This window comes from bacterium, from assembly GCA_017744355.1.
Lineage (GTDB): Bacteria > Cyanobacteriota > Sericytochromatia > S15B-MN24 > UBA4093 > JAGIBK01.
This window is the reverse complement of record JAGIBK010000002.1, coordinates 205,637-224,800: the sequence shown is the minus strand read 5'-3', so window position 1 is coordinate 224,800 and position 19,164 is coordinate 205,637. Positions and strand designations below refer to the sequence as shown.

Here is a 19,164-nt window from a genome sequence, read left to right as displayed (position 1 = left end):
GGGACGAGCGCGGGGGCGGCTTTCGGTGTAGAATCAGGAACCGGACCTGTTCGCACCGGCTCGCAAAGCGAGCCCCTCGACGAGGAGAGCGTCACCTTGACTCAGACGATGAACAAACCCACCCAGCACGCCAACCCCGGCGTGACGTTCAACCTGGAGGCCCTCGCAGCCTCGATCCAGGCTTTCAACCAGAACGGCCAGATCGGCGTCGATCCCATCGCCGCCATGTACGAGAAGCGCCGCGCCGACTGGTCGCTCTTCTCGTGCGGCCTGCGCGACGCCGAGCTCGAAGCGCTGCGTTCGTACCTCTTCCCCTACAGCGAGCTGCCCAGCACTCCGGACGCCAAGCCCATCCCCACCCGCAACTTCATCGCGGGCGAGTGGCGCCTGCCCAAGAATGGCAAGATGGTGACCCTTCCCACCCTGTGGGACAAGCGGGTCCCCTTCGCCGAGGTGCCCGACTCGCAGCCCGAGGACGTGGAGCTCGCCGTCTCCTACGCCTACGACTTCTGGAGCTCGCTCAAGTGGTCGGATGAGGTCGTCACCTACCGCAAGTTCGTCGTCAACAACTTCTCGCGCCTGCTCGAGTACTACTACGAAGAGGTCATGCGCGAGATCCGCCACGAGATCCCCAAGACCCGCCTCGAAGGCGACAAGGACTACTGGGAAGCCAAGCGCGCCGCGGACCACATCGGCGGCAACGCCGACAAGGCCATGATGGGCGAGGTCATCCCCCAGATGGTGGACGGCCACTCGTACTGGAAGAACCCGTACCTGCCCGCGGGCGTGGTGGCCCTCATCACCCCCATGAACTTCATCTACGGCATCCCGGTCATCCAGCTGATCGGCGCCTACATGGCCAACGCCCCCCTGATCTTCAAGGGCCACCCCTACGGGGCGGTGTCGAGCACGGTCATGATCCGCATGCTGCTCGCCGCCGGCGCCGATCCCCGCGCCGTCCAGAAGCTCGAAGGCTTCGGCTCGGGCATCTCGAGCCTCGCGACCGATCCGCGCATCGCCGTCGCGTCGCTGACGGGCTCCGAGCAGACCGCCAAGAACATCCAGGCCGGCCGCGGCATCCGTACCCTCAAGTTCGAGGGCGGCGGCTGCAACTGGAGCTGGATCGACGACGGCTACTCGGATGAGGAGCTCCAGAAGATCGCCATCCGCCTCACCTACTCCAAACTCGGCTTCAGCTCGCACAAGTGCACCACCCTGCACGGCATCGCGGCTTCGCCCGAGACCCTCAAGAAGGTGATCGCCTACGTCAACGCCGAGATGGACACCTGGGAGATCCTGAACCCCGCCTTCACCGACAAGACCAAGGTGATCGGCCCCAACATGGTTCACAAGGCCCAGACCGTCACCAACATCCGCGAGGGCGCCAAGGCCGCCGGCCTCGAGATCCTGCGCGAGGGCGGCAAGGTCAGCGGTAACGACTACGCCGACAACGCCGAGGTCATCGCGCCGTTGATCGTCAAGGTCAAGCCCGACTCCATGGTCAAGGCCGACTGGGACGGCAAGGGCGAGATCGAGTTCCAGATCGCGACCACCGAGTTCTTCATGCCGATCCTGTGCGCGATGGAGCTCGACGGCTTCGAGGCCTTCCTCAAGTTCTCGCTGCTCATCAACTCGCACGACCTGGCCTGCTCGATCTGGAGCCGCGACGATCGCAAGCTCCAGAAGGCCCGCAAGGTCATCGCCGGCATGCTCAAGGAGAACGACGGCACCGACTCGGCCCTCGAGTGGGAAGAGTTCGGCGCGTCGGGCATCGGCGGCTCGGGCAACACCGGGGTCGGCGACGCCGCGGCGACCATCGCCATGTTCTGCCGCCGGCAGAAGGGGCGCCACGTCGTCTTCTAAATTACGCCGTTTGAAGGCGCGCGGCCCGGGCAGATGCCCGGGCCGCTTTCTTGTGGGCACAGCGCGCTGGCAGGGCTTGTCGCGACGGGCGGCATGCACGAAGATCCCCGGTACGGGCAGAGAGGAAACGGGCGGCGGATGGGCAAGAAGCAGGCCAAAACCACCTTCCTCGACGCGGCGCCTCAGCAGCGCAGCGCCTCGCTGGCGGCGTGCGCCGCGCTGAGCAAGCAACACCTGGCGCTCCAGTACGACCTCACCCGCATGCTGGCAGAGGCTAAGAGCCTCGCAGAGGTCGCCCCCCGAATCCTCCAAACCATCGCCGAGTACCTGGACTGGCAATTGGGAAACCTGTGGCTCGTCGAGCCCGGCGCCCATCTCCTGCAATGGCAGGTGAGCTGGCACCAGCCTTCGCTGGAGGACGGCGCGTTCGCCGCGCTTAGCCGGACGGCGCAATACGAGGAGGGGCGCGAGCTGCCGGGGCTCATCTGGCAATCGCGGGCCCCCGTCTGGTTCGAGGACATGGACGACGATCCGCGCTTCTTGAGGCGCCAAGCCTCAGCCGGGCAGCACTTCCGCGGCGCGTTCGGCTTCCCCATCCTCGGCGGCGGCGAATTTCTCGGCACCATGGAGTTCTTCAGCGATCGGGCGCGTCCCCCTGAGCCCGAGGTCATGAAGCTCATGGCCAGCGTCGGCACCCAGATCGGCCTCTTCATCCTTCGTCGGCACGCCGAGGAGGCGTACCGCAACCTGGCCGCCATCGTCGAGGACAGCGAGGATGCGATCGTAGGGATCGGACGAAACGGGAAGTTCATCGCCTGGAACCGAGGCGCCGAACGCCTCTTTGGGTACACCGCCGAAGAGGCGCTCGGCCAGGCGATTTCGCTGGTCGTCCCGCCCGACGGCCAATACTCGAGCGAGGCCATCCTGGAGCGGCTCGAGAAGGGCGAACACCTCGCCCACCTTGAGGCCGAGCGCCTACGCAAGGACGGCACGCGCCTCGACGTGGCGATCGCCTTCTCGCCCATTCGAGACAGCCTCGGCAGGCTGATGGGCTACTCGGGCATCTACCGGGACATCGGCGAGCGCAAGCGCTTCGAAGCGGAGCTCAAGGCCAAGAACGCCGCGCTACAAGAGCAGGACCGGCTCAAGAGCAGCTTCCTCGACGCCATCAGCCACGACCTGCGGATCCCTCTGACCTCGATCGTGGGCTATGCCGAGTTCCTCGAAGACGAGCTGGGTGGGCCGTTGGGCCCCCAGCAGCGCGAGTTCGTCACCGAGATCCTGAAAAGTTCCGAGCGCCTGACCTATCTAGTGGACAACCTGCTCGACTTCGCCCGGATCGAGGCGAAGCGATTCGCCCTCAAGCTGGAGACGAGCGACTTCGCGGACTTGGTGCGCGAGGTCGCCCGCAGCCTCCGCCCCCAGGTGGAACGTGGCAAGCTCAAGCTCTCCCTCGCGCTGGCCCCAGAGACCATGCCGATTCGCATGGACGCCGAGCGGATCGGGCGGGTGCTCATCAACCTGTTGACCAACGCCATCAAGTTCACGCCGCCGGGGGGCCTCATCCGGATCGAGGCGCGACAAGAGGCCGGGGGAATCCGGTGCGAGGTGGTGGACACGGGCGAGGGCATCGCCGAGGAGGATCTGCCCAAGCTGTTCAAGCGCTTCAGCCAGCTCGCCTCGGGTGCCAAGCGTGGCGGCTCGGGGCTCGGCCTCAGCATCAGCAAGGACCTGGTCGAAGCGCACGGGGGGCAAATCGGCGTGACGAGCGCGCCCGGGAAGGGGAGCCGCTTCTGGTTCACCTTGCCCGCCTCGCCACCCGAGCACTAGAGGGGAGAAGAGGGCATGGCTTACCTGATTCCGCACAACGAGCCGGCCATCTCGGTGACCCTGGACCTGCACGAGGCGCTGCTCATCGTGGACGCCTTGATGGAGCGGCGCAAGGAGCGCTTCGGCCAACCCTTCCCGGAAGGCTCAGAGGTCACCTTCGAGCAGCTGGTCGCCGCCGTCGGCACCGAGGAGGACGCCGAGGACTTCCTGGCGATGATGGAGCTGGAGGCGGCCCTCATCGACACCCTCCAGGTCTTCGAGGAGGCGGATGACGAGGAATAGGGGGCGGGGTGGCGCTGGGGCCGCGATCGCGCTATGGTAGGGAGGAAGGCATCCCTGAAACGTCCCCCGTGAAAGGAATCGCATGAACGAGTTGGTCCCTGGCGCCCTCCATACGCGCGACTACATCGAAAAAGAAGAGCGCTTCGGCGCCCACAACTACCACCCGCTGGATCTGGTCATCGAATCGGGCCAGGGGGTCTGGCTCTACGACGTCGAGGGCCAGCGCTACATGGACTTCCTGAGCGCCTACTCGTCGGTCAACCAGGGCCACTGCCACCCCCGCATCCTGGAAGCCCTCAAGGGCCAGGCCGAGCGCGTCACCATCACCTCGCGCGCCTTCCGCAACGACCAGCTGCCCCTGCTCTACGAGCAGCTCGTCCAGCTCACGGGCTTCGACCGCGTGCTGCCCATGAACACGGGCGCCGAGGCTATCGAGACCGCCATCAAGGCCGCCCGCAAGTGGGGCTACAAGGTCAAGGGCATCCCCGAAAACCAGGCCGAGATCGTGGTCTGCGCCAACAACTTCCACGGCCGCACCACCACCATCGTCGGCTTCTCGACCGAGGAGAGCTACAAGGACGGCTTCGGCCCCTTCACCCCCGGCTTCAAGGTCGTCCCCTTCGGTGACCTCGCGGCCCTCGAAGCGGCCATCACCCCCAACACCTGCGCCTTCCTCGTCGAGCCGATCCAGGCCGAGGCCGGGATCTACGTTCCGCCCGCGGGCTACATGACCGGCGTCGCGGCGCTTCTCAAGCAGCACAACGTCCTGTTCATGGCCGACGAGATCCAGACGGGCCTCGGCCGCACGGGCAAGCTGTTCGCCTTCGAGCACGAGGGCATCCGCCCCGACGTGCTGGTGCTCGGCAAGGCCCTCTCGGGCGGCTTCTACCCGGTCTCGGCCATGCTCGCGAGCGACGAGGTCATGGGCGTGTTCCAGCCCGGCCAGCACGGCAGCACCTTCGGCGGCAACCCGCTGGCCTGCGCGGTGGCCCGCGCCGCCCTCTCGGTGCTGACCGACGAAGGGCTCGTCGAGAACTCGGCCAAGCTCGGCAACTACCTCATGGACAAGCTGCGCGCGATCAAGAGCCCGCACATCAAGGAAGTCCGCGGCCGCGGCCTTTTGATCGGCATCGAGCTCAACAAGCCTGCCCGCGTCTTCTGCGAGCAGCTGATGGCCGAAGGCCTCCTGTGCAAGGAGACCCACGACACGGTCATCCGCCTGGCGCCTCCGCTCATCGTGAGCCAGGAAGAGATCGACTGGGCCTTCGAGCGCCTCAATAAGGTCCTCTCGGCCTAACGAACTCCCGCTAACATGGGCGCTTCGGAGCTTCTCCGGGGCGCCCATGACGTTTTTATCTCAACACAGAACATAAGTTATCCGACGAACAACATGACAACAATCACCCTAAATCCTCATTTCAACAAAACCGCTTTGAGCACAAGACATCATAAAAACCATAACACGTCACAGCCTTAGCAGGATTAGCACAACACCCACAATCACACGGCATCATCAACAACAAAACGCAGACAGCCCGGCGAATCTTCGGCGGGCTGTCTGCGTTTTAGTGACCGAAGTCAACCCATCAACTAGATGACCATGACCTCTTCTTGGCCCTGCCCCTCGGCGGCGGCAAAGCGCTCGATGCCGAGCGGCGAGATGTCGATGCTCAAGGATTCGCCGAGCGCAAGCTCCGCGATGACCTCGCCGCAGGCCGGCGCATGCATGAAGCCGTGGCCGCTGAAGCCCGCCGCCACGATGGCGTTACGGAAGCTGGGCAAGTGGCCGAGGATCGGGTGATGGTCCGGGGTAACCTCGTAGAGGCCGGCCCAGGCCGCGTTGATCGAGGCCTCTTCGAGACGGGGCAAGCGCGTGAAGGCCGCTTCCACGATCTCCATGGTGAAGGCCTCGTCCACGTTGGTGTTGAAGGCCGCGGGCTCGGCCTTGTTGGCCATGCCCAAGAGCAAGCCGCCCGACTCGGGGTGCATGTAGAGCCCGGTGCCGTTGTCCACCATCATGGGCCAGCGCGAATCGATCCAGGACAGCGGCGCGGTGGTCACGATCTGTCGGCGCACCGGCACGATAGGGATGTCGATGCCGAGCGATCGCCCGAGCTCGCCGGTCCAGGCGCCCGAGGCCATGATCACCGTGTCGCAGGCGATATCGCCCTTGCTCGTCTTGACCGCGACGACGCGATCGCCCGCCGTCTCGAAGCCGGTGACCGGCCGCTCCACGTGGATGGTGACGCCCAGCGAGCGAGCCGCCTTGAGGTAGGCCTGGTGGAAGCCGTGGGGATCGGCAAGGCCGTCGAGCGCGCAGAAGTTGCCCCCCAGCACGTCCGAGACCTCGAGCTCGGGGCAGAGGTCCTTGATGCGATCGGGAGAAAGCAGCTCGACGGGCACCCCGTGCGAGCGCTGGAAGGCGGCTGCCTTCTGGGAGCGGTCCCAGGCCTCGGGGGTCGTGGACATGAAGACGTAACCGACCTGTCGGAACTCGACGTCGGCGCCCATCTCCTCGGCGAAGCGCTCGAAGTGCTTGATGGACTCAAGCGAGAGCTTGATGTTGACCTCGGTGGAGAACTGGGCCCGGATACCGCCCGCGCACTTGGCCGTGGACTCCTTGCCGAAGAAGAGCTCCTTCTCCAGCAAGACCACGTCCTTCATGCCCTTACGGGCCAAGTGGTAGGCAATCGACGCTCCGATGATCCCACCGCCGATGATGACGGCTTGCGCGCGTTCCATCCTTCTCTTCGCTCCTTCACGTGCCGCGTTGCGTCTCGATTGTAACAGCCCGCCGCTTAGAGCGGGAAGCGCTGCGCCTCGCTCACGGTGATGGCCGTGACGTTGACGATCTCATCCACGTCAGCCCCGTGCTGCAAGACGTTCACGGGCTTCGCCATCCCCATCAGGATGGGACCGACGGCGGCCTCCGCGCCGCCCACCCGGTGCAACAGCTTGTAGGCGATGTTGCAGCTTTGAAGGTCGGGGAAGATCAGCACGTTGGCATCCCCCTGGATGGCCGAGAAGCTGAAGGGATCCGCCGAAGGGGGATGCACGGCGGTGTCCGCCTGCATCTCGCCGTCCACCACCACGGTGGGGAGCATGTCCTTGGTCAGCTCGGTGGCACGCTGCATCTTGAGGGCCGAGGGGTGCTTGGAGCTGCCGAAGTTCGAGAACGACAGGAAGGCGATGCGCGGCTCGACCCCGAAGAAGCCCGCCGTCGCGGCGCTGCCCACCGCGATCTCGCAGAGTTGCTCAGCGGTGGGATCGTAGTTGACCGTCGCGTCGGACAGGAACAGCAAACGATCCTTGAAGACCAGCACGTAGATGCCGGCGACGACGGTGCGATCGCTGCGCGGCCCGATGATCTGCAACGCCGGGCGGATGGTCTCCGAGTAGTCGTAGCTCAGGCCCGAGACCAGGCCATCCACCTCGCCGCACTTAAGCATCATGGTGCCGAAGTAGTTGGACTGGTGCATGAGGCGCGAGGCGTCGTGGAAGGTCACGCCTTTGCGTCCCCGTTGCTCGAAGAGCATCTGCGCGTAGCGGTGGCGCGAGGGCTCGTGGTGCAGATCGACCAGCTCGGCGCCGCGCAGGGGCAGATTCAGGCGTTCGGCCATGATCCGGATCTTGAGGGGATCGCCGAGCAGCACCGGCTGCGCGATGCCGTCGTCGAGCAGGATCTGGGCGGCGCGCAGGATCTTCTCCTGGTCCCCTTCCGGGAAGACGATGCGCTTGGGGTCGCGCTTCGCGCGGTTGGTGATGAAGCGCATGAGCGCGCGGCGCTGGCCGAAGCGCTTCTCCAGGCTCTCGCGGTAGGCGTCGAAGTCCTCGATGGGCATACGCGCCACGCCGCTCTCCATCGCCGCCTTGGCGACCGCTGGCGCGACCCAGAGCAGCGCGCGCGGGTCGAAGGGCTTGGGGATGATATAGTTCGGCCCGAACTCCAGGTGCTTCGACGAGTAGGCCGCGAGCACCTGGTCCGGCACGTCCTGCTTGGCCAGATCGGCCAGGGCATAGGCGGCGGCGAGCTTCATCTCGTCGTTGATCGAGCGCGCCCGCACGTCCATGGCCCCGCGGAAGATGTAGGGGAAGCCCAGGACGTTGTTGATCTGGTTGGGATAGTCGGAGCGACCGGTGCCCATCAGGATGTCCGGCCGGACCGCCTTGGCCTCCTCGTAAGTGATCTCGGGCTCGGGGTTCGCGAGCGCGAAGAGGATGGCGTGCGGGGCGAGGGTCTTGACCATCTCGGGAGTCACGACGCCGCGGGTCGAGAGCCCCACGAACACGTCCGCCCCCACCATGGCCTCGGCCAGGGTGCGGTGCGGCGTATCGGCCGCAAGCTCGGCCATGTAGGGATTCATCCCCACCGTCCGGCCCTGGTAGACCACCCCGTCCTTGTCGGCCATCACGAGGTTCTCGCGTCGCACCCCCAGCTTGAGGAAGAGGCGCGCGCAGGAGATGGCGGCCGCACCGGCGCCGCAGAAGACCACCTTGGCCTCCTCGATCTTACGCTTGGTGATCTCGAGGGCATTGAGGAGCGCCGCCGAGGCGATGATCGCCGTGCCGTGCTGGTCGTCGTGGAAGACCGGGATGTCCATCTCGGCCTTGAGGCGCTCTTCGATGATGAAGCACTCGGGGCTCTTGATGTCCTCGAGGTTGATCCCCCCGAAGGTGGGGCCGAGCGACTTGACCGTCTGGATGAAGCGCTCGGGGTCCTTCTCGTCCACCTCGATGTCGAAGACGTCCAGGTCCGCGAAGCGCTTGAAGAGGATCCCCTTCCCCTCCATCACGGGTTTGCTCGCGAGCGGCCCGATGTCTCCCAGGCCCAGCACCGCCGTGCCGTTGGTGATGACGCCGACCAGGTTGCCGCGAACCGTGTACTCGTAGGCCGCCTCGGGATCCTGGGCGATGGCGCGGCAGGGCTCGGCCACACCGGGGGAATAGGCGAGGGACAGATCGCGCTGGGTCAGGCAAGGCTTGGTCGGGACGACCTCGATCTTGCCCTTGCGACCGCGCGAGTGATACTCCAGGGCGTCGCGTTTCAAGTAAGGGCTCTCTTTCTAGATGGCGGGATCTCTATTGTAGCGCGGATCCCAGCGAAAGAGAGGGCTGTATTCCTCTAGGCGCCCTGAAGCATGGCCTTGCCCCCTTGGGCGAAGAGGGCGACGAAGCGTACCAGGTCCATGCTCTCCTCGCCGTTCGCCTCGACGCGGCGTTCGGGACCCGGCGCTCCGAGCACCGTACCTGCGGGCGCGTCCGTGCGCTGCGCGTTGAAGAAGCGGATCCGGCGCGCATCGACCTGCGTCACGACGATCTGATGCCGCCCTTCGCCCCAGGGCAGCTCCACCAGGATGCCCTTCGCTCCCTGGGCAAGGGCCCTCAAGACCTCTTCGGACGAGATGCCGAGCCTCACAGGGCGAGCGGTGAGGGCTTGATAGAGCGAGCGCGACGTTTCGATGGTGTCGGGAATCTCCGATGGCATTGGCGGCTCCTATGCGGTGGGGATGGCCTACAAGGCCCATACCCAGCAAGCGCCGGATTGATCCGGGGTATATACCAAGCAAGGAAGCTTCGCAGAAAAGAGCCCCCATGATCCGAACCCCGTCGAGCCCCTCCATCCCCCCAACCGCCCCGGCCGGCAAGCCTCAAGCTGCGGCTGCGCCGCGTGCCGCAGCGGCTCCGAGCCCCGCTCCTGTTCGGATGGACGTCGACGAGCTGTTCATCGGCACCACGCCCCCCGCATCGGCCTCGAATCCCCCAGGGGGCCGGACGGCCTCCGACGTGCGCCGCGACGCGGAGACGCTCTGGCTCATCGCAAAGCCCGTCCAACCCACCGATGGCTTCAGGACCACCCTGCGCGACGGTCGTGACGCAAACAGCCCCGGCAACGCCCCCCTCGCCAAGCAGCAACTCGCCAGCAACGCCCCCCTCGAACAAGCGACGCTCGCCAAGCTGGACGCCGCGCAGAAGGTCGCCTACGAGCACATCAAGGCCCAGACCGAGCAGGATCCCGCTGCCCGACTCGCGCTCCAGGTCCTCTTGATCGAGGGGAAGCTGATTGGCGCCCCGCTCGCCGATGACGGCAAGACGCTCTTGCAGACGCTCGATCGGCTTGCGAGCGAGCCGATCCACGCGAGCCTCAAGCGGGGCGAGTTGGTGAGCGACCTCTTGCAGGAGATCGCCCTGCCCTCGATCATCAACCAGCACAACAAGGGCACCTGCACCGTCTCCACCCTCCAGATCCTCATGGCGCTGACGCAGCCCGCCGAGTACGCCCGCATCGTCGCGGGCCTCGCCTCGCCCCAGGGCTCGGTAAACCTCGCGAACGGTGATGCGATCCTGCGCGAGCCGGGCACCGAGACCGCCGACGGGACGCGACGCACCGCGTCGGCCCGCCTCTGGCAAGCCTCGCTCATGGAGTACGGCAACGGCGACAAGACCAACTACGACAACGCCAAGGACGTGCACGTCGAGACCGGGGGGCAGGGCCTCGGCCAGACGGGCGTGCAGCGCGTGCTCTCGGGCCTGATCGACGGCAAGCCTCGCCTCCTCGATATCGGCGAGCATCCCGCCGGCCAGATCGACGCCTTCAAGGACTCGATGCTCGCGACCATCCGCCAGTCGGCCAATGGCGGATCCCCCGTGCCCGTCGCGCTCAGGTGGGGCAAGCCGGACGCCCAGGGCAAGATCCACGGCGTCCACGAGATCCTCGTGACCCGGATCGCCGACGACCAGGTCTACTTCAGCAACCCGTGGGGCACCGAGGATCGCATGGCCCTCACGGATCTCAAGAAGCGCATCATCTTCAGCAACGTCCTGCCGACGAGTGGCTAGCCCCAAACGCCCGAAGGCCCCGCTCGGATTCGAGCGGGGCCTTCGGGCGTTTGAAAGAGAGACTAGGGCTTGAGGAACCAGGCCGCGCCCTTGGTGTAGAAGAAGGCCACGATCAGGACCAGGAGCGTGATCGTCATGCCGAAGGTCAGCGCGCCCGAGATGCTCTCGGCGATGAAGGGGGTGATCGTCATGCCACCCACGACCTTGTTCTGAAGCGCGGTGACGCCCATGCCGTAGAGGCCGATGGGGACCAGGATGGCCGCGACGATGGTGACGGTCCAGGCGACGGTCGCCTTGAGGGCGCCTTCCATCCAGGAGCGCATGGAGCGCTGCTTGAAGGCGAGACCGAACCAGTAGGAGCCCATGAAGGTGAAGAGGACCGTGAAGGCGTAGAGCAGGACGATCTGTCCCGTGGCGCCAGGGTACCAGTAACCGTTCACGAGGTGGCCGAAGCCAGCGGCGGCCGAGGCGAGTGCGAGCATCATGGTGAGAAGTTCACTCCTTAGGAATCGAGAAAGATTTGCGGCGATTGGCGCCGGTTGCGCCAAGGGCGAGCCCTCGATCGCTTCCTGCGACATTCTACCACAGCTTGCGGCGATAGATCCCCCTGCTTACGAATCGTTACGGCATCGGCCGCAGCGCGATCGCCCCGCCCGGGGCCGGACACGCGCCCAGGCACTGCCCGCAACCCACGCAGCCCAAGGGCACCACGATGGGCCGCCCCTCCCGCACGACGATCGCCTCCTCGCCGAGCGGGCAGGCCTCGGCGCAGGCCGTGCACGCCTCGCCGGCAAACGCCACACAACGATCCTCGGCGATCTCCGCGCGGCCCAGGCGAAAGGGGCCTGGAACGAGCGCACCCGGCTCGCAAGCGGCGATGCACGGCGCATCCTCGCACAACAGGCAAGGCGATCGCAGCGGGTCGTGCAAGTAGGGCGTGCCCGCGGCGACCGGGTCCAGGCGCCCCGCCACCTTGATGGCGAAGGCGGGACAAGCCGCCGCGCAGGCGTCGCAGCGGGTGCAGGCCTTCAGGAAGGCTTCTTCGGGCAGCGCGCCGGGAGGGCGCAGGACACGACGATCCGGCGGCTCCACGGGCGGCTTGGGCGAGAGGCCCAGCCACGCCCCGAAGAGCAGGCCGAAACGCTGGCCCAGCTGCCCCACGCCCTCGCGGACGAAGACCTCGCGGGAAAGAGACGATTCGGGTTCCATTCCCCCAGGATACCAAACGAGAGGGTGAAACGGCGCGCCCAGAGGGAAAGAGCGGTGCTTGCCAACGACGTTGAGCTATATTACGTTGCCGGCATCAGGGCGTCTTCCACCCATGGGACTGGAAAGGAGGCACAGGATGGAACGGGATTACAATCGCCCAGAGGCCAACGCGCCCTCGGCGTCGGACGTGGATCTCGATATTCGCCGGAACATGCTCATGGCGCGGAACGTGACCACCGCGCACCCTGAGATGGTCGAGAACATGACGGTCACGCGCCTCGAGAAGGTCGAGCCCTTCGGCGCCGACCTGGTGCACTGGGGATCCATCTGGGGCGGCTTCTTCGCCTATCTCGCCTGCGCCACGATCCTCTCGGCGTTCGCGATCGCCGCCCGCGCCATCAACCCGGCGCAGTCCGCCGCCACCATTGGCTTCACCGTCGGGCTCATCATGCTCGTCTCGACCTTCGTCGGGGCCGTGCTCGCGGGCTGGACCTCCAACCTGCGCTCGCGCTACCCCGGGGCGGTCAACGGCATCATCTACGCGTCCGTCGTGCTGACCCTGCCCTTGCTCTTCGGCCTCTTCGCCGGCACCCTGGCCGCCAGCGCGACCACCGGCGCCGTCGCAGGCGCCCAGGCGGCCCAGGGCGGCATCTACATGCCGGGCAGCGTCGGGCTGGATCCGCGAACCCTCAGCGCACTCGGCGGCAACGTCGGTTGGTTCTCGGTGGGCTCCATCGTAATCCTCGCCCTCGGCGCCGTGGGCTACCTGGTCGGCATGCGCAGCCACATGAACGACCTGGGCCTCATCCCGCACGCCAAGCGGGCCAAGTAAAACCTCGACCCCCGCTCGCCCGAGCGGGGGTTCATTTTCTGCCGGTTCGCACTAGGCGCTGGCGACACGGCCTGCTACACTCCCGCGCACGGAGAGGAGGTTCGCCATGCCGTTCAACCTCTATAACGCGATCGCTGCGGCCGTCTGGGCGACCACCGCCTTCACCGGCTTCATGACCCTCATGCTCGCGCTGGGCTTCGTCCACATCGACTTCGGACGGCTCCTCGGCGGCATCGTCCGGCCCCAGATCGACCGGAACGCCGCGCTGATCGGCCTGCTGATGCACCTGGGGATAGGCGTGGTCTTCGGCCTGATCTACGCCGGCCTCTTCGCCTACCTGGGCCTGCCCGGGGTCCTGTGGCTCGCCACCTTCGTGGGGACGGGCTTCGGGATCTACCACTGGCTCCTCTCCATGCCGCTGATCAGCATCGGCCGGCAGCTCAACCCCCACATCCGCGAGGGCCAGGAGAGCGATCCGGGGATCTGGGGGATCAACTACGGGCCTCAAGAAGCCTTCGTGCGCCTCATCGGCTACCACCTCTACGGGGCGGTCATGGGGTTCGCCTACGTGGCGGTCGGCCTGCTCAACGGCTCGATCCGGGGCGAGGGGTACGGCGGCAACGGCATCGCCATCCTGCTGCCCTTGATCCTGTTCGGGGCGGTCGTCTACCTCTACATCGAGTCCGTTCCTGCGAGCGCCGCCGCAGCCCCCTACGCCTTCGAGGCGACCGAGCCGAACGAGCGAGACCTGATCCAGTCGGGCCGGGCCGAGCTGCGGGCGCGCTACGAGCGCGGCGAGATCAGCTGGGACGAGTACCAGCACCTGCGCCGGCAATTCGCCTCCGAGCCGTAATCCCCCTGCGTGAAAGGAGGGCCTCCATGCCCGTCGCCGTCTCATCCGGCCACTGGGTCCAGGCCAACGCGGCCATCTTCTTCTTCGGGGGGATGATGGTCCTCTTCTCCGCCCTGGTCTTCGGGCTGGTCGTCTGGACCGCGCTCCAGTACCGCGCCCCCCTCCACGAGGGCGAGTTCGTCGCCAGCGAGCCCGAAGAGAGCAAGCGGCCAGGGCCCGAGCAGGCTCCGCCCCAGAGCCCCTGAAAGCAGCAAACAGGCGATGACCGATGGTCACCGCCTGTTTGAAAGCTGGTTTCGCGCCGCGCCCTAGATGATGCGCCGGGGCTTGGGGGTCGGCATGGTGCCCGGCGCGGGCGGCAGCCGGAAGGGATACTCCGGATCGTCCATCCGCACCTGCCCGACCAGCGCGCCGTAGGTGGCCTCGAGATCGAGGAATGAGGGCGAGGCCTCCTCGACGGATCGGCCCGTGCGCGCCAGCTCCTGCGCCCAGGCCTCGACCTGCTCCGCGTAGGCGATCTCGCTCGCCTGGGTGCGCATGGTCCGACCGTTGGGGGCCGTCATCGTACGCGCCTGATCGGCAAGCTTGCGGGCCTCGGTCGCAAGGGCCACGGTCTCACGCGACGGCTTGAGCTGCAGGGCCCGGACCTTCTCGTGCAAAGCCTCGTAGCGCGCGATGGTGGGGCGGTGCTCGTGGTAGAAGGCCAGGGTGGTGTTCCACTGGCTCGAGGCCGCGCTGCGCATCCAGAGCCCGCCCGCGATCACGCAGGCGAAGATCCCCACGATGACCAGCTTGCCGTTGTTCATTTCGCCCCCTTGGAGAGCACGAAGCCCACCGTCAGCTCGGGGGCCGAAGTCGGCAGGTCCGGCGCCACCACGAACTCCACGGGCAGCACCTTGCTCTCGCCGGGCTGGACCAGCACCGGGGAGAGGCTCAAGCCCTTCACCACCCGGAAGGCCTTGGTCGCCTCGGCGGGCTCGACCTTGAGGACGGCCTTCAGGTGCATGGGCTCCTTGGTGAAGTTGGTCAGGCGGTAGGGGATGGTGCGCTTCTCACCCAGCTTCACCCGCAGCGCGGGGCGGGTGGGGCCGAAGTCGAGGGGGAGCCCCTTGTCGACCGTCCCACGGAAGTGAACGTTCACCTCGCGGGGGGCGGCGAGCGCCGCCGGGGCGAGGGCCCCCACCACGACACATGCGAGCAACAACGCCTTGGCCTTCACGGCTGGCCTCCTAGCGCAGGATAGGCAGCGCGATACGCGCCACCTCATCGACGAACAAGAGCACGAACAGGATGAGAAGGTAGAAGATCGACTGCATGAAGAGCTTCTTGGCCGCCGCATCGGTCTTCTCGCGGTAGAGCTTGAAAGCTCCCACCGTGAAGCTCGCCCCGAGCCCCAGGGCGCCCACCAAATAGATCAGGCCCGTGGCCTTGGTGAAGTGGAGGGCCAGGGTGGTGGCGACCAGCAGGACGGTGTAGACGACGATCTGCAGGCGGGTGGAATCCTCGCCCGCGACCACCGGCATCATGGGGACGCCGGCCTTGGCGTAGTCCGTGCGACGGTAAAGCGCGAGCGCCCAGAAGTGGGGCGGGGTCCACATGAAGACGATCAGGAACATGAGCCAGGCAGGCAAGCCCACGTTCCCCGTGATAGCCGCCCAGCCGATGAGCGGAGCCATGGAGCCCGCGCCGCCGCCGATCACGATGTTCTGCGGGGTGCGGCGCTTGAGCCACATGGTGTAGATCACCACGTAGTAGAAGATCGCGACGAAGGCCAAAAAGGCCGAGAGCCAGTTGGCGAAGAAGCCCAGGAGGAGCACCGACAGGGCGCTCATGATGAGACCAAAGGCGAGGGCCTGGTTGGGGCCCACGCTGCCCGAGATGATGGGGCGGCGGTTGGTCCGCTCCATCAGGCCGTCGATGTCCCGGTCGTACCAGTGGTTGAGCGCGCTCGCCGCGCCGGCGGCCATGGCCGTGCCCAGGAGGGCCACGACCATCAGCCAGGGAGCGGGGAAGCCCTTGCCCGCCATCAGGATGGCGGGAAGGCCCGTCACCAGCATCAGCATGACGATGGTGGGCTTGGTGAGCTGGTAGTAGTCGCGCAGGACGTCGAGGACCGAGGGGCGCGTGGAAACGTGGACTGCACTCATGCCTTCAGCGCCTCCTCCCGCGCGGACGCGGTGTCGCTCGCCGCAGCGGCACCGCGGTGCCAGAGGGCGAAGTTGAGGGCCACCAGGGTCGCGAGGATCGCCTCAGCCAAGCCGTTGTGGGCCGCCGCCAGCGGCACCGGGATCTTCATGAGCACGTTCGCGATGCCGAGCGCGATCTGGGCGCAGACCAGGGCGAAGACCACCGAGATCCCGAGCCGCATGCGCGGCCCCTCGGCCTTGCGGCCGACCACGAAGAGGGCCAGCGCGATCAGGGTGACCGCATAGGCGCCGTAGCGATGGATCATGTGGAGGCCGATGAAACCGGTCAGGGGCGGGAACCACATGCCATGGCAGGTGGGGAAGTCGGGGCAGGCCCACGACGCGTAGTTGGAGGCCACCAGACCGCCCAGCAGGATCTGGCCGTAGACGCCCACGAGGGTGAGAAGGGCGAGGGGCTTGAGGCCCTTGGGCTGGCGCGGAGCGGCCGGGGCGTCCTTGGCGGCCAGCACGGTGGCGCCCGCGATGCAGATGAGGGTCGAGAAGAGGAGGGTGCCGGTCCCCAGGTGCATGGTCACGACCAGGGGCTTGAGCAGCTTGGTGACGGTCAGCGCCCCCAGGGTGATCTGGACCCCGAGCACCGCGACCGCCAAGAGCGCGAGCTTCCAGAGGCGCTTGCGCAGGGTGGGGTTCACGAAAATCCAGACGAGCATGCCCATGAAGAGCATGCTGACGGTTCCCGCGACCAGGCGGTGGAGCCACTCGTAGATGACCCCGCCCTCGAAGGTCGGGATGAGCTTGCCGTTGCAGAGGGGCCAGTCGGGACAGGACAGGCCGGCCCCCATCAGGCGCGTGATGGCGCCGAGCAGGATCAAGCAGTAGGTCAAGACGACGATGCCCACGGGAAGGGGGCGGAAACGTCGGAAGGTATCAGCGGGGCTGGCCAAGGGGTTCTCCTTCGGGGCGCTTCAGGAGCGACTACTTGAAGACCGTGTGGTAGAGGGTGCTGCGGGTGAAGTACGCCAGCAGCATCATCGCGGCGATGACGCCGAGCATGACCAGACCAAGCATGCGGTTCTTCGCCTGGTAAGCGGCGACATGGGCCTCTTCGGTGTGCATCGGGACCTCCTCGTATCGGCTAACCCGGTTGCTTGGCCGGGCGCTCCGGCTTCAGGGCGAACAGGGTGTACTGCAGGGTGATGGTGTCGACCTTGGCCGCGACCTTGGGATCGACCCAGAAGCTCAGCGGCATGATCCGGGTCTCGCGGGGCTTGAGGGTCTGCTTGGTGAAGCAGAAGCACTCCAGCTTGTGGAAGTGCTGGTCCTCGAGCGGCGGCGTGACGCTGTGGACCGCCTGGAAATCGAGGGGATGGTCGACGAAGCTCTTGAAGCGGTACTTGACCTCGCGGGTCTCTCCAACCCGGACGACGACCTTCTCTTCCAGCGGCTCGATGGAGGCCGGGGTGCCGGCAGTGGTGATGCCGACAAGCCGAACGGTGATCTGGCGATCGCCGACCCCCGTGGAGACGTTGGCCAAGTTCGGGCGCTGGGGAGCGGTCCCCACCCCGAACTTGGTGCAGACCATCCGGTAGATGGGGACCAGCGCCCATGCGAAGAGCGACATCCCGACGATGATCAAGCCCAGCATCTTGAGGGTCTTGCTGTTCTTGTCCTGGATCGCCTGTTGATGGAGCTCTTCGGAATGCATCGCTGGTCCCTGGTTTTCTATCGGATGGTGGGGATGACGTCGAAGTTGTTGTCGGGGGGCGGCGACGAGACCGTCCACTCGAGCGTGTTGGCGCCCCAGGGATCGTCACCGGCCGTCTTGCCCTTCTTGAGCGAGACGATGACGTTGTAGATCAGGATGAACTGCGCCACGCCAAGCACGAAGGAGCCGATCGACTCGATCGTGTTGATGGTGGCGACCTCGGTCAGGTGCGCCGAGTAGGTGTAGTACCGGCGGGGAATGCCCATGATGCCGAGCACGTGCATGGGGAAGAAGGTCACGTTCATCGCGATGATGGTGAGCCAGAAGTGGACCATGCCCAGCTTCTCGTCGAGCATCTTGCCGAACATCTTCGGGAACCAGAAGTAGATGGCCGCGAAGATGCCGAGCATGGAGCCGGCGAACAGCACGTAGTGGATGTGGGCGACGACGAAGTAGGTGTGGGTCAGCTGGACGTCGACCGGGACCGACGCCAGGAAGATGCCCGACAGACCGCCGATGAGGAAGAAGGCCACGAAGGCGATCGCGTAGAGCGCCGCGACCGTGAAGCGGATCTGACCGCCCCACAGGGTGGCCACCCAGCTGAAGATCTTGATGCCCGTGGGCACCGCGATCAGCATCGTCAGGAACATGAACACCATGCGGATGCTGACGGGCAGACCGGTGGCGAACATGTGGTGGGCCCAGACCACGAAGCCGAGCACGCCGATGGCGACCGACGAGTAGGCGATGGCCAGGTAACCGAAGATGGGCTTACCCGAGAAGACGGGCAGGATCTCCGAGACGATGCCGAAGGCCGGCAGGATCATGATGTAGACGGCGGGGTGCGAGTAGAACCAGAAGAGGTGCTGCCAGAGCAGCGGGTCGCCGCCGTGCTCGGGGCGGAAGAACGAGGTGCCGAAGTTGCGGTCGAAGAGCAGCATGGTGAGGACGCCGGCGAGAACCGGGGTCGCGATCAGCTGCAGCCACGACTGGACGAGCACGGTCCAGGACAGCAGGGGCATCTTGTGAAGCCGCATGCCGGGGGCGCGCATGTTGAGGATGGTGACGATGAAGTTGATCGAGCCCATGATCGACGAGACGCCGACCACGTGCAGGCCGAGGATCCACATGTCCACGCCGCGCCCGGGCGAGAAGAAGCCGCCCGAGAGAGGGGGGTACTGGGTCCAGCCGCCCGCCGCCGCGCCGCCCAGGAAGAAGCTGGACATCATCATCAGGGCGCCGAAGGGCAGCATCCAGAAGGCGATGGCGTTGACGCGGGGGAAGGCCATGTCGCGGGCGCCGATCATCAGCGGCACCGCGTAGTTACCGAAGCCGACCAGCAAGGGGATGACCGCGAAGAAGATCATGCCCGAGGCATGCATCGTGACCATCTGGTTGTACTGATCGGGGGTGAGCAGCGTGTTGCCCGGGAAGAGCAGCTGCGCGCGCACCAACAGGGCGAAGAAGCCGGCGAGCATAAAGAAGAAGAACGCCGTGAAGATGTACATGATGCCGATCTTCTTGTGATCGGTCGTGGTCAGCCACTTCAGCCAGGTCGGCTTGGTGGGGGCGTGCGGGTGCACGCTCGCGGATTGGGTGCTCATTG

Annotated in this window: 20 protein-coding genes; 8 read left to right on the top strand and 12 right to left on the bottom strand. The window is 66.2% G+C overall.

From position 1 onward, the window contains the following. The first annotated feature begins 96 nt into the window (after positions 1–96). The 4 genes from J7643_06595 to rocD all read left to right on the top strand — a co-directional run bounded on the left by J7643_06595 (position 97) and on the right by rocD (position 5,272). On the top strand, positions 97–1,863 hold the full coding sequence (locus J7643_06595) for an aldehyde dehydrogenase family protein (protein ID MBO9540243.1): 1,767 nt from the start codon (positions 97–99) through the stop codon (positions 1,861–1,863). 138 nt (positions 1,864–2,001) lie between these two features. After that, the gene (locus J7643_06590; GenBank protein ID MBO9540242.1) at positions 2,002–3,693 is read left to right on the top strand and encodes a PAS domain S-box protein; all 1,692 of its coding nucleotides are present in this window, start codon (positions 2,002–2,004) and stop codon (positions 3,691–3,693) included. Between the two features lie 15 nt (positions 3,694–3,708). After that, positions 3,709–3,975 carry a hypothetical protein gene (locus tag J7643_06585; protein ID MBO9540241.1) on the top strand — a complete coding sequence of 89 codons (267 nt, stop codon included), beginning with the start codon at positions 3,709–3,711 and terminating at the stop codon, positions 3,973–3,975. An 82-nt stretch (positions 3,976–4,057) separates the two neighbouring features. After that, entirely contained in the window at positions 4,058–5,272 is a 1,215-nt protein-coding gene (gene rocD / locus J7643_06580) for an ornithine--oxo-acid transaminase (GenBank protein ID MBO9540240.1), read from the top strand. A 293-nt stretch (positions 5,273–5,565) separates the two neighbouring features. On the opposite strand, the gene J7643_06575 is transcribed toward rocD, so the two are convergent. The 3 genes from J7643_06575 to J7643_06565 all read right to left on the bottom strand — a co-directional run bounded on the left by J7643_06575 (position 5,566) and on the right by J7643_06565 (position 9,460). Beyond that, on the bottom strand, positions 5,566–6,717 hold the full coding sequence (locus tag J7643_06575; GenBank protein ID MBO9540239.1) for an FAD-binding oxidoreductase: 1,152 nt from the start codon (positions 6,715–6,717) through the stop codon (positions 5,566–5,568). A 56-nt stretch (positions 6,718–6,773) separates the two neighbouring features. Continuing rightward, complete coding sequence (locus J7643_06570; protein MBO9540238.1) at positions 6,774–9,023, bottom strand: NADP-dependent malic enzyme; 2,250 nt, start codon at positions 9,021–9,023, stop codon at positions 6,774–6,776. A 74-nt stretch (positions 9,024–9,097) separates the two neighbouring features. Continuing rightward, complete coding sequence (locus tag J7643_06565; protein MBO9540237.1) at positions 9,098–9,460, bottom strand: hypothetical protein; 363 nt, start codon at positions 9,458–9,460, stop codon at positions 9,098–9,100. 107 nt (positions 9,461–9,567) lie between these two features. Here J7643_06565 and J7643_06560 point away from each other — a divergent pair, with 107 nt between their 5' ends. Beyond that, positions 9,568–10,812: a hypothetical protein gene (locus J7643_06560; GenBank protein ID MBO9540236.1), complete on the top strand. Its 1,245-nt coding sequence runs from the start codon at positions 9,568–9,570 to the stop codon at positions 10,810–10,812. Positions 10,813–10,874: 62 nt separating this feature from the next. Here J7643_06560 and J7643_06555 read toward each other — a convergent pair whose 3' ends face one another. Next, the gene (locus J7643_06555; GenBank protein MBO9540235.1) at positions 10,875–11,297 is read right to left on the bottom strand and encodes a hypothetical protein; all 423 of its coding nucleotides are present in this window, start codon (positions 11,295–11,297) and stop codon (positions 10,875–10,877) included. A gap of 136 nt (positions 11,298–11,433) precedes the next feature. Further along, positions 11,434–12,021, bottom strand: coding sequence for a 4Fe-4S dicluster domain-containing protein (locus J7643_06550; GenBank protein MBO9540234.1), 588 nt, complete (start codon positions 12,019–12,021; stop codon positions 11,434–11,436). Between the two features lie 136 nt (positions 12,022–12,157). Here J7643_06550 and J7643_06545 point away from each other — a divergent pair, with 136 nt between their 5' ends. The 3 genes from J7643_06545 to J7643_06535 all read left to right on the top strand — a co-directional run bounded on the left by J7643_06545 (position 12,158) and on the right by J7643_06535 (position 13,951). After that, positions 12,158–12,853, top strand: coding sequence for a hypothetical protein (locus tag J7643_06545; GenBank protein ID MBO9540233.1), 696 nt, complete (start codon positions 12,158–12,160; stop codon positions 12,851–12,853). 106 nt (positions 12,854–12,959) lie between these two features. Beyond that, on the top strand, positions 12,960–13,706 hold the full coding sequence (locus tag J7643_06540) for a hypothetical protein (protein ID MBO9540232.1): 747 nt from the start codon (positions 12,960–12,962) through the stop codon (positions 13,704–13,706). Positions 13,707–13,732: 26 nt separating this feature from the next. Beyond that, positions 13,733–13,951, top strand: coding sequence for a hypothetical protein (locus tag J7643_06535; protein ID MBO9540231.1), 219 nt, complete (start codon positions 13,733–13,735; stop codon positions 13,949–13,951). Positions 13,952–14,014: 63 nt separating this feature from the next. Here J7643_06535 and J7643_06530 read toward each other — a convergent pair whose 3' ends face one another. The 7 genes from J7643_06530 to ctaD are packed head-to-tail and all read right to left on the bottom strand — an operon-like array spanning position 14,015 to position 19,162. Further along, the gene (locus tag J7643_06530; GenBank protein MBO9540230.1) at positions 14,015–14,512 is read right to left on the bottom strand and encodes a hypothetical protein; all 498 of its coding nucleotides are present in this window, start codon (positions 14,510–14,512) and stop codon (positions 14,015–14,017) included. After that, complete coding sequence (locus J7643_06525) at positions 14,509–14,925, bottom strand: cytochrome c oxidase assembly protein (GenBank protein MBO9540229.1); 417 nt, start codon at positions 14,923–14,925, stop codon at positions 14,509–14,511. Before J7643_06525 ends, J7643_06530 begins: the two co-directional genes overlap by 4 nt. A 10-nt stretch (positions 14,926–14,935) precedes the next feature. Then, on the bottom strand, positions 14,936–15,853 hold the full coding sequence (locus tag J7643_06520) for a heme o synthase (protein MBO9540228.1): 918 nt from the start codon (positions 15,851–15,853) through the stop codon (positions 14,936–14,938). Further along, a complete protein-coding gene (locus J7643_06515) occupies positions 15,850–16,797 on the bottom strand; it encodes a heme A synthase (GenBank protein MBO9540227.1) in 948 nt (315 codons plus the stop codon). The genes J7643_06520 and J7643_06515 overlap by 4 nt, the downstream gene beginning before the upstream one ends. A gap of 31 nt (positions 16,798–16,828) precedes the next feature. Further along, entirely contained in the window at positions 16,829–16,969 is a 141-nt protein-coding gene (locus J7643_06510) for a hypothetical protein (GenBank protein ID MBO9540226.1), read from the bottom strand. A 19-nt stretch (positions 16,970–16,988) separates the two neighbouring features. Then, the gene (locus tag J7643_06505; GenBank protein MBO9540225.1) at positions 16,989–17,558 is read right to left on the bottom strand and encodes a cytochrome c oxidase assembly protein; all 570 of its coding nucleotides are present in this window, start codon (positions 17,556–17,558) and stop codon (positions 16,989–16,991) included. Positions 17,559–17,575: 17 nt separating this feature from the next. After that, the gene (ctaD, locus tag J7643_06500; GenBank protein ID MBO9540224.1) at positions 17,576–19,162 is read right to left on the bottom strand and encodes a cytochrome c oxidase subunit I; all 1,587 of its coding nucleotides are present in this window, start codon (positions 19,160–19,162) and stop codon (positions 17,576–17,578) included. Between the last annotated feature and the right edge of the window lie 2 nt (positions 19,163–19,164).